Source organism: Aquipuribacter hungaricus, from assembly GCF_037860755.1.
GTDB classification, from domain to species: domain Bacteria; phylum Actinomycetota; class Actinomycetes; order Actinomycetales; family JBBAYJ01; genus Aquipuribacter; species Aquipuribacter hungaricus.
This window is the reverse complement of record NZ_JBBEOI010000089.1, coordinates 1-13,794: the sequence shown is the minus strand read 5'-3', so window position 1 is coordinate 13,794 and position 13,794 is coordinate 1. Positions and strand designations below refer to the sequence as shown.

Annotated in this window: 17 protein-coding genes; 6 read left to right on the top strand and 11 right to left on the bottom strand. The window is 76.6% G+C overall.

Features of this window, described 5'->3' with window-relative positions; genetic code table 11:
• From WCS02_RS10870 to WCS02_RS10835, 8 genes are all read right to left on the bottom strand, one after another.
• On the bottom strand, positions 1 to 532 hold a 532-nt coding region (locus WCS02_RS10870; RefSeq protein ID WP_340292955.1), incomplete at its 3' end, for a DNA-3-methyladenine glycosylase family protein.
• 76 nt (positions 533 to 608) lie between these two features.
• Positions 609 to 1,328 (bottom strand): CPBP family intramembrane glutamic endopeptidase, encoded by a 720-nt coding sequence (locus tag WCS02_RS10865; RefSeq protein WP_340292953.1) that lies wholly within the window; start codon positions 1,326 to 1,328, stop codon positions 609 to 611.
• Positions 1,325 to 2,236, bottom strand: coding sequence for an NAD(P)H-binding protein (locus tag WCS02_RS10860; protein ID WP_340292951.1), 912 nt, complete (start codon positions 2,234 to 2,236; stop codon positions 1,325 to 1,327). Before WCS02_RS10860 ends, WCS02_RS10865 begins: the two co-directional genes overlap by 4 nt.
• A 64-nt stretch (positions 2,237 to 2,300) precedes the next feature.
• Positions 2,301 to 3,086: an ABC transporter permease gene (locus WCS02_RS10855; protein WP_340292949.1), complete on the bottom strand. Its 786-nt coding sequence runs from the start codon at positions 3,084 to 3,086 to the stop codon at positions 2,301 to 2,303.
• Entirely contained in the window at positions 3,083 to 4,108 is a 1,026-nt protein-coding gene (locus WCS02_RS10850) for an ABC transporter ATP-binding protein (protein ID WP_340292946.1), read from the bottom strand. Before WCS02_RS10850 ends, WCS02_RS10855 begins: the two co-directional genes overlap by 4 nt.
• Complete coding sequence (locus WCS02_RS10845; protein WP_340292944.1) at positions 4,105 to 5,013, bottom strand: ABC transporter permease subunit; 909 nt, start codon at positions 5,011 to 5,013, stop codon at positions 4,105 to 4,107. The genes WCS02_RS10850 and WCS02_RS10845 overlap by 4 nt, the downstream gene beginning before the upstream one ends.
• A complete protein-coding gene (locus WCS02_RS10840) occupies positions 5,010 to 6,005 on the bottom strand; it encodes an ABC transporter ATP-binding protein (protein WP_340292942.1) in 996 nt (331 codons plus the stop codon). The genes WCS02_RS10845 and WCS02_RS10840 overlap by 4 nt, the downstream gene beginning before the upstream one ends.
• Positions 6,006 to 6,101: 96 nt before the next feature.
• On the bottom strand, positions 6,102 to 6,503 hold the full coding sequence (locus WCS02_RS10835; protein WP_340292940.1) for an iron chaperone: 402 nt from the start codon (positions 6,501 to 6,503) through the stop codon (positions 6,102 to 6,104).
• A 192-nt stretch (positions 6,504 to 6,695) separates the two neighbouring features.
• On the opposite strand from WCS02_RS10835, the gene WCS02_RS10830 reads away from it, so the two are divergent.
• On the top strand, positions 6,696 to 7,103 hold the full coding sequence (locus WCS02_RS10830) for a nuclear transport factor 2 family protein (RefSeq protein WP_340292938.1): 408 nt from the start codon (positions 6,696 to 6,698) through the stop codon (positions 7,101 to 7,103).
• A gap of 7 nt (positions 7,104 to 7,110) precedes the next feature.
• The gene (locus tag WCS02_RS10825; RefSeq protein WP_340292936.1) at positions 7,111 to 8,094 is read left to right on the top strand and encodes an aldo/keto reductase; all 984 of its coding nucleotides are present in this window, start codon (positions 7,111 to 7,113) and stop codon (positions 8,092 to 8,094) included.
• A 34-nt stretch (positions 8,095 to 8,128) separates the two neighbouring features.
• Here the strand turns inward: WCS02_RS10825 and WCS02_RS10820 are convergent, their stop codons facing one another.
• On the bottom strand, positions 8,129 to 8,566 hold the full coding sequence (locus WCS02_RS10820) for a VOC family protein (RefSeq protein ID WP_340292934.1): 438 nt from the start codon (positions 8,564 to 8,566) through the stop codon (positions 8,129 to 8,131).
• Positions 8,567 to 8,659: 93 nt separating this feature from the next.
• Between WCS02_RS10820 and WCS02_RS10815 the strand changes: the two genes are divergently transcribed.
• Positions 8,660 to 8,908: a DUF3072 domain-containing protein gene (locus tag WCS02_RS10815; protein WP_340292932.1), complete on the top strand. Its 249-nt coding sequence runs from the start codon at positions 8,660 to 8,662 to the stop codon at positions 8,906 to 8,908.
• 53 nt (positions 8,909 to 8,961) lie between these two features.
• Here WCS02_RS10815 and WCS02_RS10810 read toward each other — a convergent pair whose 3' ends face one another.
• The gene (locus WCS02_RS10810; protein ID WP_340292930.1) at positions 8,962 to 9,702 is read right to left on the bottom strand and encodes a spermidine synthase family protein; all 741 of its coding nucleotides are present in this window, start codon (positions 9,700 to 9,702) and stop codon (positions 8,962 to 8,964) included.
• Between the two features lie 132 nt (positions 9,703 to 9,834).
• On the opposite strand from WCS02_RS10810, the gene WCS02_RS10805 reads away from it, so the two are divergent.
• Positions 9,835 to 10,389: a hypothetical protein gene (locus tag WCS02_RS10805; RefSeq protein ID WP_340292928.1), complete on the top strand. Its 555-nt coding sequence runs from the start codon at positions 9,835 to 9,837 to the stop codon at positions 10,387 to 10,389.
• A 120-nt stretch (positions 10,390 to 10,509) separates the two neighbouring features.
• Here WCS02_RS10805 and WCS02_RS10800 read toward each other — a convergent pair whose 3' ends face one another.
• On the bottom strand, positions 10,510 to 11,376 hold the full coding sequence (locus WCS02_RS10800; RefSeq protein ID WP_340292926.1) for a glycosyltransferase family 2 protein: 867 nt from the start codon (positions 11,374 to 11,376) through the stop codon (positions 10,510 to 10,512).
• 206 nt (positions 11,377 to 11,582) lie between these two features.
• Here WCS02_RS10800 and WCS02_RS10795 point away from each other — a divergent pair, with 206 nt between their 5' ends.
• On the top strand, positions 11,583 to 12,788 hold the full coding sequence (locus WCS02_RS10795) for a glycosyltransferase (protein ID WP_340292924.1): 1,206 nt from the start codon (positions 11,583 to 11,585) through the stop codon (positions 12,786 to 12,788).
• The coding region (locus tag WCS02_RS10790; protein WP_340292922.1) for a hypothetical protein at positions 12,785 to 13,794 on the top strand (1,010 nt) is incomplete at its 3' end. The genes WCS02_RS10795 and WCS02_RS10790, both read left to right, overlap by 4 nt.

Genomic DNA, 13,794 nt, shown 5'->3' with positions numbered 1-13,794 from the left:
CGCGCTGGAGCGCCTCCGGGCCGGCCTCGACGAGCGCGTCGGCCGACGGCAGCGACCGCAGCCCCAGGTCGCCCGACGAGGGGGCGGGGGTGCCGAACGCCGCCATCAGCCGGCCGGCGAAGGTGCGCGCCGCGCCCAGCGACACCTGCTGCCCGAGCACCGCGAAGAGCGCCGTCTCCAGGCCGTCGACGGACCCGGGGACCCGCAGCCCCGGCCGCGCCGAGACCAGCGGCGCGAGCACCGGGTCGCGCGCCAGCCAGGCGTCGACGACGACCGGGTCGGTGCCCAGGTCGAGCCAGCCGTGCAGCCGCCGTGCGACCTCCGCCAGGCCGGTCGCGCGGTCGCCGCCGGGCGGCAGGGTCACCGTGGCCACCACGGCCGGCGCGTCGTCGGCGGGCAGCCGGACCGTCACCGTCGCCGGGCCCGCGGCGGTGGGGACCAGCCGGGTGTGCCCGCCCGTCAGCGGGTCGTGGACCTCGACGCCGGGCACGGCGTGGGCGGCGAGCCATCGCAGCAGCGGTGCGGTGGCCACCGGGGGGGTCCTCACCAGCCGCAGCTGCACCGGGGCCGCGCCGGCGGGGCCGGGCGGGGGAGCCGTGCGCACGCGGTCAGCCGAACAGGCGCGGCAGGACGAAGAGCATGACCGAGGACCACGTCACGTGCGTGAGGACGGGGCCGAGCACGCCGCCGCTGGCGCGCCGCTGGAGGCCGAAGACCACGCCGAGGACGAGCGCGGCGAAGACGAGCATGGGGTTGCCGGTGGCGACCGTGGCGGTGGCGTAGACCAGCGTGGAGATGACCACCGGGTGCCGGCGGCCGATGGCGGCGAACAGCCCGCCCCGGAAGAAGATCTCCTCCGCGACCCCGTTGACGAGCGTGACGAAGGCGATGAGCGGCAGGTACCCCTCGGTGGCGTGGGCGAGGACCTCGTCGACGTAGCCGGCCAGCGGGGGGATCTGGCGGACCACGAGGGCGCCCAGGACGAAGACGCCCCCGGCGGCCAGGCCGAGCGCGACGGGGGTGAGGACGGGGCGGCGCAGGGTGCCGCGGAACGGGATGCGGCCCAGGTGCAGCGGCCCCGACGCCAGGCCGCCGATGACCCACGTCGCCGCCACCAGCAGGGTGAGCGGGTAGAACGTCGGGTCGCCGGGCTCCACCCCCAGGGAGACGCCGAGCAGGACCGCCCCGACGACGAGGACGATCCCCGCCACGATGCGGCGCCGGCGGAAGCGCTCGTCGGGCTCGGTGTGGTCGCGCTCGACCTTGTCGATGAGCGCGGGCGCCAGCAGGGCGGTGAGGCGGCGCCGGGCGCCGGCCACGACGCTCACGCCGGCTCGCGCGAGGCCTCGGCCTCCTCGCGCTCGTCGAGCGCGAGCCTCACCGCGTCGTCGTAGCCCATGGTCTCCCCGGGCACGACATCGTAGATGGACCGGTCCTGGACGACGACCTCGGTGGTCATGGAGTCCACGAGGGTGCGCGCGGTCTTGGTGTCGACGTCGGTGACGAACGACAGCCAGTACGACGACAGGCGCGGGGTGAGCAGCGGCACCGGGATGCGTGGCATCGGCTTGTGCTTGATCCGGGCCGCCCGGCGCAGCATGTCGATGTAGCGCAGGACGTCGGGGCCGCCGATCTCGAACGTGCGCCCGACGGCCTTCTCGTTGCCGAGGACCCCGACGAGGTAGCGGACCACGTCCGGCAGGGCGATGGGCTGGGTCTTCGTGTCCACCCACTTCGGGGTGATCATCACCGGCAGGTGGTCGACGAGCTGGCGCGTGATCTCCCAGGAGATCCCGCCGTGGCCGACGACGACGGCCGCCCGCAGCGTGGTGACCGGGACCCCGGCCTCGGCGAGCAGGTGCTCCACCTCCCGGCGCGAGCGCAGGTGCGGGGACAGCTCCTCGCCGTCGCGGCCCAGGCCCCCGAGGTAGACGATCTGCTGCACCCCGGCGTCGCGGGCGGCGGCGGCGAAGTTGCGGGCAGCCTGTGCGTCCTTGTCCTCGAAGTCGGCGGAGTCCAGCGAGTGCACGAGGTAGTAGGCGGCGTCCGCGCCCGCGAGCGCCTCGGCCAGCGCCCCGGGGTCGGCCACGTCGCCGGCGACCGCGGTCCCGGCGCCGTCGTAGGTCTCCGGGTGCCGCGTCATGGCGCGCACCTCGTGGCCCTCCTGCACCAGGGCGCGGCACAGGTGGGAGCCGATGAAGCCGGACGCACCTGCGACGAGCACGGTCCGGGTCATGCGCCCAGCATCAGCCCTGCGCGGCGGGCACGCACCTGCGCCCGCGCCGCTGGCGGCGTGCCCGTCAGGCCACCTCGCCCCTGACCAGCCGCCGGTGGGAGGCGACGAGCGCGACCAGGGCGATGAGCACCGGTCCCGCCCACGCCCAGGCCAGGCCGACGCCCTGGGCCGGGGCCGGCGTGCCGCCCAGGTGGGCGAGCAGCGCGGTGGAGTACGAGCTCACCGCGAGCCGGGCGGGCAGCGCGCCGAAGGTGCCGACCACGCCCTCCCAGACCAGCACGTACACCAGCCCCCAGACCAGGGCCCGCCGCACGGCCAGGCCGAGGAAGGAGAACAGGCCGGCGTAGCCGACGCAGCCCAGCAGCGCGGCGTACCCGGACGCCACCACCAGGTCGGTGCTGCCCCCGGCCGCGAGCGCCAGGACGACGGCCGCGAGGACCGCGAGCGGGGCCGAGCGGACGAACACCGCGACGGCCGCCGCCAGGGCCAGGCGCCAGCGAGCCACCGGCCGCAGCCACAGGTAGACCAGCGTGCCGTCGTCGCGCAGGTCCCCGACCACCGACGCGGCCTGGACCAGGCTGATGAGCGGCGCGTACAGGGTGAGGACGAGCGTGGCGACCAGGGTGGCGACGAGCTCGTCGGGGACGCCCACGGCGTCGTCCGCCCCGGCCCGCACGGCCAGGCCGATGCCGCCGAGGGCCAGCGCCGCGGCGACCGACAGCGCCAGCCGGAGCCGTCCCTGCGCGGCGCGCGTCATGGTGCTGGTCAGCAGCCACAGCGACGCGCCCGACGGGCCGCGCCCGGGGGTGCCCGCGCCGGCGCCGCCGACGGTCGTGCCCGGCGCGCTCACCGGGTCACCAGGTAGCGGAAGACGCTGTCGAGGTCGTCGTCCAGCGCGCGGACCTCGTGCAGGACGGCGCGGGCGTCGACGGCCCGGGCTGCGAGCGAGCGGCGCAGCAGCGGGGCGGCGAGGGTGTCGACGACGACCGCGCCCGGGGGGGCGCCCGGTCCGTCGCCGGGAGGCTCGAGCGTCACCGCCACCACGCCGTCGAGGCCGACCAGGGCGGCGGCCAGGGCCCGGGGGCGGTCGGTGCCGACGCGGACCTTCATCGGCCGGTCGTCGAGCAGCTCGCGCAGCCCGTGCGAGGTGCCGGCGGCGACGACGCGCCCCTGCGCCATGACGAGCACGCGGTCGCTGATCCGGTCGAGCTCGCCGAGGACGTGGCTGGAGACCAGCACGGTGTGGCCCTCCGCCCCGAGCGCGGCGACCAGGTCGAGGACGGCCAGGCGCTGGCGCGGGTCCAGGCCCTCCACGGGCTCGTCGAGGACGAGCAGCGGCGGGCGGTGGACGATGGCCTGCGCGATCTTGGCGCGCTGGCGCTCCCCGCCCGAGCGCTGGCGCAGCGGCCGGGGGTCGGCGGGGTCGAGCCCCACCCGGTCCAGCGCCTCGCGGGTGGCGCCGACCGGGTCGGCGAGGCCGACGAGCCGGGCCGCGGTCTCGACGAAGCGGGTCGGGCTCTCGTGGTCGAACAGGGCCTCCTGCTGCGGGGCGAGGCCGACGCGCCGGTACACCTCGGGGTGGCGGCGGGGGTCCTCGCCGAGCAGGCGGACCGTGCCGCGGGAGGGGCGGGTGAGCCCGCACACCAGGCGCAGCAGGGTCGACTTGCCGGCGCCGTTGGGCCCCAGCAGCGCCGTGACCCCGGGCCGCAGGGTGAGGGTGACGTCGGAGACGGCGACGACCTTGCCGTACCAGCGGCTCACGCCCTCCAGCTGGGCGACCGGGCCGTCGGTCGCGCCGACGTCGCCTGCCGGCCCCGGGCGTGCCGAGGTCGCCGGCGGGGCGGAGGAGGTCAGGGGGGCGCTCGTGCTCATCGGGACACCTTCGTGCTCGCGTAGGACAGGACGACGACGACGGCGGGGACGAGGACCCACGCCAGCCAGGCGGAGACGAGCTGCAGCAGCGGGACCGGCGACAGGTCCGAGCCGCCCTCGGCGCCCATGAGCAGCAGCCGGTACGGCATCTCGAAGGCGAGCAGCACCACCCCGCCGAGCAGGACGGTGTCGGGGAACCCGGACTCCGAGAGGATCCCGGCGACCGCGCTGCTCAGCAGCATGAGCACGGCGATGACGGCCGTGGCGACGACGCGGCGGGTGGTGAGGCTGGACACGGCGGCCCCGACGGCGGCCAGCGGCAGGGACAGCAGCACGCCGCCCAGCAGGACGCGCCACGCCAGGTCGAGGACGTCCAGCAGCGCGGGCGGGTCGTCGCCCACCCCGGACAGGCCGAGCAGGAGCAGCATCGGCGGGCCGAGGGCGACGATCGCGAGCAGGGCCAGCAGGGCGAGGCCCTTGCCGACGAGGTACGTCCACCGGGTCAGCGGGGTCGACAGGTAGCGCCCGAGCATCCCGGTGCGCCGGTCGGTGCAGAACAGCTCCGGGACCACGAGGGCCGCGAAGGCGACGACGGCGGTCGTGGTGAGCCCGAAGAAGTCGCGCACCGACTCGTTGAGCGGCGTGCCGAAGATGTCGCCGGCGACGATGGTGACCCCGACCAGCGCCACCGCGGGCAGGTACGCCACGAGGATGACCAGGTAGACCGGGATCTTGCCGCCGAACGGCCGGCCGACGCCGAGGCCCCGGCTCACCGAGTAGCGGGCGAGGCTGCCGACGGCGCCTGCGACCCCGGAGCGCTGCCCGTCGTAGGGGCGGTAGCCGGTGTCGAGCAGCCGCGCGGCCTCTTCCGGGCCGCGGGGGGCGGTGCGCGGGACGTCGGTCACGATCCGGCTCCTGTCGTGGCGAGGTACGTGTCGACCAGGCCGTGGCGCGGCTCGGTGAGGCGGTGCACGCCCGCACCGGTGCTGGCGAGGACCTGCGTGAGGACCGCCTCGTGCCGGGGGTCGGTGAGGGTGACCTCGAGGTGCGCGAGGCCGTCGCCCGCGGGGGAGGTGCTGCCGTCGACGGCCGCCGCGGCGACGGTCAGCCCCGCGGCACGGAGCCCGGCCTCCACCGCGGCCGCGGAGCCCGGGTCGAGGACGAGCAGCCGGGTGCTGGAGTGCGCCTCCGGCTGGCGCAGCCGCGAGGACGTGGCCCGGCCGTCGGCGAGGATGACGACGGCGTCGCAGACCTGCTCGACCTCGGCCAGCAGGTGCGAGCTCAGCAGCACGTGCATCCCCAGCTCGGTGCCGAGCCGGCGGACCAGCAGGAGCAGGTCCTCGCGCTGCACCGGGTCCAGGCCGTTGGTCGGCTCGTCGAGGACGAGCAGGCGGGGGTCGTGGGCCAGGGCGCAGGCGAGCTTGACGCGCTGCACCTGCCCGGTGGACATCGTCCCGACCCGTCGGGTGCGCTCCTCGCCCAGGCCGACCAGCCACAGCGCGTCGCTCGAGCGCTGCCGGGCGGCGCTGCGGGGGAGCCCCTGCACCTCGGCGAGGTGGGAGACCAGGTCGACGGCGGGGACGTCGGGGGGCAGGACCTGCAGCTGGGGGGAGTAGCCGACCCGCGGTCGCAGCCGGGTCCCGTCGACCGTGGGGTCCAGGCCCAGGACGCTGATCTCCCCGGACGTCGGCCGCTGCAGGCCGAGGAGCAGGCCGATGAGGGTGGTCTTGCCGGCGCCGTTGGCGCCCAGGAGACCGGTGACCCCGGGACCCACGTGCACGTCCGCGCCGGCCAGCACGTCGCGCCCGCCCACCCGCAGGCGGAGGTCGCGCGTGCGCACGACGGCCTCGTCCGGGGCGGGGGCGGGGCGGGGGACCGGTGCGGGTGGGCTCGTCACGCCACGACGGTCCCAGCCCGGCACGCGCGCGGGACAGGGGGCTAGCGGTACCCCGGTGCTGCGGCCCGCCGCCCGCGACGGACCGTGCAGGCGCCCTCAGCCGGACAGGGTCGCGTGGAAGAAGTCGCGCAGCTCGTCGTCGTCGATGCCCGCCGCGGCGTCGGGGTCCAGCCGGATGGTGCCCTTGCTGCCCACGAGCTCCGGGTGGCGCGCCGCGAAGCCGGCGTCCCGCGCCTCCGACCAGCCGTAGAACGACAGGCCGTGCTTCCACGCGCCCACGTGCAGCCGGCTGCCCCCGACCACGTACGACGGCATGGCGTACGACATCGCGGCCGTCGCCCGGGGGTGGGCCTCCAGGACGAGCCGGTGCACCCGGTCGTAGAGGGCGCGGTGGTGGCCGGGGATCGCCGCGACGTAGGCCCGGACGGCGGCGTCGACGGCGGGGTCGTCCGCCGGGTCGCCGGCCGGGTCGAGCGGGGCGTGCTCGACGGGCTGCATGCCGCCCATGGTGCTCGCGGCGGGGCCCGGCCACCAGGCCCTCGCCCCGCCCTGCCCCGCCAGGTCTGCTAGGTGCGGCGGCACCCCCGCCGCGCCGGACCCACGTGTCGTGCGGCGCCGGTTGGGTACCCCGCCCCTGACGCGGGCGCCGCCGTGCACGGCGGTGCCCCACCGACGGACGAAGGAGCACCTGTGGACCACGAGGTACGCGACGAGACCACCCGCCAGTTCATCGCCGCCCTGCGCCACCTGGAGCAGAAGCGCGACCTGGAGCCCATGGCGTCGCTGTTCACCGACGAGGCCGAGGTCAAGAGCATCGACGGCCACGGCACCCGGTACGGCCCCGACGGCATCACGGCGCTGTTCGACGAGTACCTGCGGCAGTTCGACGAGATCCGCACGACCTTCACGCAGGTCACCGAGGGCGAGAACCACGCGGCCCTGGAGTGGACGTCGGAGGCGGTCCGCGCCGGCGGGCACGCGGTGACCTACACCGGCGTGACCATCATCGACCTGGACGGGGACCGGGTGACGGGGTTCCGGACCATCTACGACTCCGCAGCGCTCATGGGCCCGACGGTCCTGTCCGACCGGGACTGACGCGCCGGTGAGCCTCCCCACCCGCCACCTCGGCCCGCTCGAGGTCAGCGCCGTCGGCCTCGGCTGCATGGGCATGAGCGCCTTCTACGGCCCCCGCGACGACGCGCAGTCCGTCGCGACGGTCCACCGGGCGCTCGAGCTCGGCGTCACGCTGCTGGACACGGCCGACATGTACGGCCCTCACACCAACGAGCGCCTCGTCGGCCGTGCCGTGGCCGACCGGCGGGACCAGGTGGTGCTCGCCACCAAGTTCGGCAACGTCGTCCACGAGGACGGCACGCGCACCATCGACGGGTCGCCGGACTACGTGCGGCGGGCCTGCGACGCCTCTCTGCAGCGGCTCGGCGTCGACCACATCGACCTGTACTACCAGCACCGCGTCGACCCGGGGACGCCCATCGAGGACACCGTCGGGGCCATGGCGGAGCTCGTCCAGGCCGGCAAGGTCCGCTACCTCGGCCTGTCCGAGGCGGGGGCCGACACCGTCCGGCGGGCGGCGGCGGTGCACCCGATCGCCGCGCTGCAGAGCGAGTGGTCGATCTGGAGCCGCGACATCGAGACCGACGTGGTGCCCACCGCGCGCGAGCTCGGCATCGGGGTCGTCGCCTACTCCCCGCTCGGGCGAGGCTTCCTCACCGGGGCGATCACGTCCCCGGCGGACCTGGCCGACGACGACTTCCGCCGGTCGAACCCGCGGTTCGCCGAGGAAGCCTTCGAGGCCAACATGGCGGTGGTCCGCGAGGTCTCCCGCGTCGCGGAGGACAAGGGCGTCACGCCGGCCCAGCTGGCCCTGGCCTGGGTGCTGGCCCGCGGCGAGGACGTCGTCCCCATCCCCGGCACGCGCAGCCAGGACCGGCTGGCGGAGAACGTCGGCGCGGCGGCGGTGGAGCTGACCGAGGACGACCTGGCGCGCATCGAGGCGGCCGCCCCGCCCGAGGCGTTCACGGGGACCCGCTACCCCGCCGCCCAGATGCAGGCCATCGGCATCTGAGGCCGTCGGCCCGGGCGGGGTCGTGGGTCGCGGGTCACCAGCGCGTGCCGCCGAGGTCGGGCAGGACCACCGACCCGTCCTCGGCGAGCGCGAAGCCCGGGTTGTGCGCGACCTCCCACGGGTGGCCGTCCGGGTCGGTGAACACCCCGGCCCAGCCGCCGTAGGGCGTGCGGCCCGCCGGTCGGGTGACGGTCCCGCCGGCGGCGGCCGCCTCGGCCAGGACGGCGTCCACCTCGCCCTCGGAGCGGACGTTGTGCGCCAGCGCCATGCCGCCGAAGCCGGCGCCGGTGTCCTCGACGCCGCAGTCCGCGGCCAGGTCCGCCCGGGACCAGAGGACGACGACGAGCCCGCCGGCCTGGACGAAGACGGTGTCCTGGACCTCCTGCCCGTGCCAGCCCAGGGCGCCGTAGAAGCGTCGCGACCGCGCCAGGTCGCGGACCCCGAGCGTCACCAGGCTCACCCGCTGCTCCACCGCGCCAGGCTACGGACGGCCCGGCCCGGCGGGCACCCCCCGGCGGGCACGCCTCGACGGGCATGTGTCGGAGGTGCTGCCTACGGTTGAGGCATGACCCAGACCCAGGACGAGGACAGCACCCGCGGCACCGACGGCACCAACGACCAGGCGGTCGGCGACTCCGCCGAGAAGCCCGTCGAGCAGTGGGCGACCGGCGACGAGCCCGCCACCGGCCCCCAGATGAGCTACCTGACCACCCTCGCCCGCGAGGCGGGCCGCGACATCCCCGAGGGCATCACCAAGGGCGACGCCTCCCTGCTGATCGACGAGCTGCAGCAGGCGTCCGGCCGCGGCGCCTGACCCACGCGCCCGACCGGTCCTGCTGACCGGTGCGCCACCGCCTCCCCGGCCGCTCAGCCGGCCGGGGGTGCGGTGGTCCCCAGGTAGACGGTGCAGGCGGAGCGTCCGCCGGTCAGGTGGTTGGCGAAGCTGACGACGTGCGACGACGTCGCCGCGAACGCCTCGCCCAGCACCGCCTCGAACCGGGGCTCGGGCGGGTCGTCCGACCACAGCCCGAACACCCCGCCCGGCCGCAGCCGCAGCGCCGCCCGGCGCAGCCCGTCGACGGAGTACAGGTCGCCGTGGCTGACGTGCAGCAGGTGCTCCGGGGTGTGGTCGATGTCGACGAGCACCGCGTCGAAGAGCCGGCCGGGCATGTCGGGGTCCAGCCCGTCGGGGTGCCGGGCGAGCGCGAAGAAGTCGCCGTGCACCAGGCGCGTCCGCGGGTCCTGCGCCAGCTCGGCCCCGCCGGGGACGAGGTCCTCTACGTGCCACCGGATGACCTCGGCCAGGGCGTCGACGACGACGAGCGAGGCCACCCGGTCGTCCTCCAGCACCGTCCGCGCCGTCCAGCCGAGCCCGAGGCCCCCGACGAGCACGTCCCACCCCTGCCCGCCCCGGCTGTCGGCCAGCGCCTTCAGGCCCAGGTGGGCGAGGGCGACCTCGGAGTCGTGGAACAGGCTGGACATGAGGAACTCGTCGCCGAGCTTCACCTCGTGCACGTCCACCCCGAGGGTGGGCTCGACCCTGCGGCGCAGGCTCACCTCGCCCAGGGGCGTGGCGGCGAAGGCAAGCTCCTCGAACCGAGCGGCCATGGTGGACCTCCTCCAGAGGCGGCCCACGGTAGGCCCGGGCGGGCAGGACCTCTGCGCCACGCCCGGCGCTGCATGGGACCCGGTCGGCTGGGTACTGCGGCCCCCGACGACAACCCCTCGGAAGGACTTCTCATGGAGAACCGCAACACGCTCGTCCGCTCCCTGCACGACCTCGGTGCTGCCGCCTGGTTCGGTGGCACGCTGATGGGGGCCATCGGCCTCAACGGCGCGGCCGGCACCGTCAGCGACGAGACCGAGCGCGCCTCCACGGCCAGCGCCGGGTGGGGCCGCTGGGCGCCCTTCAACGCCGTGGCCATCGGTGCGCACCTCGTCGGCGGGGCGGGCCTGATCGTCGCCAACCGCGACCGCGTCGTCGACCAGGAGGGCACGCGCGGCAACACCGTCGTCAAGCTCGTCCTCACCATCGTCGCGCTCGCGCTGACTGCCTACTCCGGTGTCCTGGGCGCCACGGTCGGCAAGGCCGGCAAGGTCCCCGCCAAGGGCTCCGTCACCCCCTCGGCCAGCACGCCGTCCGAGGTCGCCGGTGCGATGAAGCAGCTCAAGCTCGTCCAGTTCGCCATCCCCGCCGTCGCCGGCTCGCTCATCGTCCTCGGGGCGCAGCAGGGCGAGCAGCAGAAGCCCGAGGAGCAGGCGCGCGACCGCGGCCGCTTCGGCCGCCGCCGCTGACCCACCCGGTCCCCGCACGGCCCGCACCAGAAGCACCCGCACCAGACCCACCCGCACCACCAGCCCGGCCCGGGGGTCGGTCGACCGTCGAGGTCGGCCGGCCCCCTGTGCGTCCGGGGGCTAGCCGTGCCCGACCTCGCGCAGCAGCGTGCCGTCGGGGTCCCACTCGACCCGGCCGTCCGCGGCCAGGTCCTGCAGCCAGCCCGCCATGGGCCACCAGCCCCACACGGACCGGAACAGCGAGGCGTTGCGGACGATGTCCGGCACCCGGTCCCGGCGGCCCACCTCCTCGTGGTGCTGGTGGAACGCCCAGGCGCCGCCCACCCAGTGCAGCGGGGCGCCGCTGGCGCGCAGGCGCATCGCCATGTCGGTGTCCTCGGCGCCGTAGCCGGTGTACCGCTCGTCGAACCCGCCCACCGCGCGCAGCAGCGCCGTGGGGGCGGCCATCGACACCGTCCACAACAGCTCCCACCGGTCCTCGGCGAGGAGCTCGCCGTCCGCGGGCACCGGCCGCGCGGTGTGCGGCGTCCCCGCGGCCGGCATGGCCGGGAGGTCGTCCGGCGTCGCAGGCACGCCGGCCGGCAGGTACGACACGGGACCCGCGACGACGCCGCCGGTCTGCTCGGCGGCGTCCGCGCAGCGGCGCACGGTCGTCGGCCCGGGGACGGCGTCGACGTCCAGGAGCACGACCGTGGCCGCCGTGGCCGCGGCGATCCCGGCGTTGCGCGCGGCAGCGAGGGGCAGCGGCTCGCCCTCGGCGACCTCCAGGTCGACGACGACCGGCTCCGGGTGGGGCCCCTGCAGCGCCGGCCGCGGGTCGGGGCCGCCCATCCGCACGACCACCCACGACAGGTCGGGGTCGTCCTGGGCCGCCAGCCCCCAGCCCTGCCGGGCCAGGTGGTCGAGCCGCCCGCGGACGATGGTGACGACCGTGGCGCGCGGGGTGCCGGGGGGCCGGGACGTGCCCGGCGGGCTCGAGGTGCTCACGCGCTGATCACAGCACACCACCGAGGGGCGGGGGGGCTCACGGTACGTGAGCCCCCCGTCTCACGAAAGTGCTGGTCAGAGCCCTGTCGCGGGACGAGGGGTGGAGAAGCGCTACTCATGGGTACCCTGCGAGGAGCCGGCACCCGGCTCGCTGCCCCGCCCACGGGGCCGGAGGAGCCCCCCGGGCCCGACAGGATGGAGCTCGGATGGCCGGCGCCCCGGTTGACCTCGTGCGGCACGCCACCGCGTCCCCGCCCCCGGCCGCGTCGTCCCGCTCGGTCCCGGCCGCTGTCCCGACCGGTGTCCCGTCGGCTGTCCCGCTCCCGGTGCCCGTCCCGCTCGCCGGCCAGGCGCAGCGGCCGCTGCGGATCGGGATCGTCGCCGCCCTCCGCTTCCCCGTCGCCCAGCCCTTCGCCGGCGGGCTCGAGGCGCACACCTGGTCCCTGGCCCGGTCGCTCACCTCGGCGGGGCACCACGTCGTCATGTACGCCCACGGCGACAGCGACCGCTCCGTCGCCCGCGTGGTGCCCGTCTTCGCGCCGCCGCCGCTCAGCGAGGCCGCGCGGGCCGACATCGCCGCCCCGCCGGAGCACTTCCTCTGGGAGCACCGCTGCATGCAGCAGACGATGTCGCGGCTGCTGCGGGACGTGGACCGGCTGGACCTGGTCCACAACAACAGCCTCCACTACCTGCCGCTGGCGATGGCCTCGCTGCTGAGCACCCCGATGGTGACCACGCTGCACACCCCGCCCAACCCGTGGCAGGAGGCCGGCGCGGTCGACGGGGCGCTGGCGAGCCGTTTCGTGGCGGTCTCGGCCGACGTCGCCCGCCGCTGGGCCGGCGTCCTCGGCGACGTCGAGGTCGTCGGCAACGGGGTCGACCCGACGCTGTGGCCCGAGGGCCCCGGCGGCGGGGACCTGGTGTGGTCCGGCCGTCTCGTCCCCGAGAAGGCCCCCCACCTCGCGGTGCAGGCGGCACGGCTGCTGGGGCGCCGGGTCGTGCTCGCCGGACCGGTCCACGACCAGCAGTACTTCGACTCGCAGGTGGCGCCGCTGCTCGGCGACGGGGCGCGCTACGCCGGCCACCTGGGCGTCGACGAGCTGGCCCGGCTCGTCGGCGGCGCGTCGTGCGCCCTGGTCACCCCGTGCTGGGACGAGCCGTTCGGGCTCGTCGCGGCGGAGGCGATGCTCTGCGGCACGCCGGTGGCCGCCTTCGACCGGGGCGGGCTCGGCGAGGTCCTCGGCGGCGCGGGCGGGGTGCTCGCCGCCCCGGACGACGTGGCCGACCTGGCGCGCGCCGTCCAGGAGGCGCTGGCCATGGACCGCTCGCGCGTCCGCGCCCACGCGCTGGCGACCCTGAGCGCGTCCGTCATGGCCGAGCGGTACGTGCAGGTGTACCGGGCCGCTGCGTGATCGGCTGGTACGTGCACGACCACGGGTCCGGCCACCGCCGCCGGCTCGAGGCGGTCGCGTCGCACCTGGACGAGCCGGTCACCGGGATGGGCAGCGGGGAGCCCGCGGAGGGCGTCGGCTGGCTGCCGCTGCCGCCGGACGCCGTGCGGGCCCCGGCGCTCGGGCCCGCCGTCACCGACCCCACCGCCGGCGGGGCGCTGCACTGGGCGCCGCTGGGGGAGCCGGGCATGCTCGGGCGGGCCGAGACGGTCGCGGCCTGGGCGCGGGCGTCGGGCTGCCGGCTGCTCGTCGTCGACGTCTCCGTGGAGATGCTGCTGCTCGGCCGCCTGCTCGGCCTGCCGACCGTCGCCGTCCTCCAGCCCGGCGACCGCAGCGACCCCGCCCACGTCCTCGGCTACGCGACCGCGACCGCCCTGCTCGCCCCCTGGCCGGGCTCCGCCGACCGCGGCCCCCGCAGCCGCCGGGGCGCCGGGAGCGGCTCCCGCGACAGGAGGTCCCGGACCCGGTGGACCGGGGCGTTCTCGCGCTTCGACGGGCGGCCGCAGCAGACCGACCGGACCGGCTGCCCGGCGGGGCGCTGCGCGGTGCTCGTGCTCGGGCGGGGCGGGCACGGGGTGCGGGCCTCCGACGTGCGCGAGGCGGCGTCCGCGACCGCCGCCTGGCACTGGCACGTCGCCGGGGACCTCGTCGACGACGAGCCGGTCGACCACGCGGCGGTCGTCGAGCACGGCAGGGTGCCCGACGTCTGGCCGCTGCTGTGCACCGCCGACGTCGTCGTGGGTCCCTGCGGCGGCGGCCTTGTCGCCGACGTCGCGGCCGCAGGCACCCCGTTCCTCGCGCTGCCCCAGCCGCGGCCGTTCGACGAGCAGGCCGCCCTCGCCCAGATGCTCGACCGGTCCGGCCTGGCCGTGGTCGCCCGCCGCTGGCCTGCCGCCCGTGCGTGGCCGCGCCTGCTCGACCGGCTCGCCGCCGACCCTGCACGGACCGCCCGCCGGTGGCGGACCTG

Excerpts from the sequence above, each read along its gene's own strand:
- WCS02_RS10810 (WP_340292930.1), bottom strand. The coding sequence starts at position 9,702 with ATGGCCGCTCGGTTCGAGGAGCTTGCCTTCGCCGCCACGCCCCTGGGC.
- WCS02_RS10815 (WP_340292932.1), top strand. The coding sequence starts at position 8,660 with ATGACCCAGACCCAGGACGAGGACAGCACCCGCGGCACCGACGGCACC.
- WCS02_RS10860 (WP_340292951.1), bottom strand. The coding sequence starts at position 2,236 with ATGACCCGGACCGTGCTCGTCGCAGGTGCGTCCGGCTTCATCGGCTCC.
- WCS02_RS10835 (WP_340292940.1), bottom strand. The coding sequence starts at position 6,503 with ATGCAGCCCGTCGAGCACGCCCCGCTCGACCCGGCCGGCGACCCGGCG.
- WCS02_RS10805 (WP_340292928.1), top strand. The coding sequence starts at position 9,835 with ATGGAGAACCGCAACACGCTCGTCCGCTCCCTGCACGACCTCGGTGCT.
- WCS02_RS10795 (WP_340292924.1), top strand. The coding sequence starts at position 11,583 with ATGGCCGGCGCCCCGGTTGACCTCGTGCGGCACGCCACCGCGTCCCCG.
- WCS02_RS10850 (WP_340292946.1), bottom strand. The coding sequence starts at position 4,108 with ATGAGCACGAGCGCCCCCCTGACCTCCTCCGCCCCGCCGGCGACCTCG.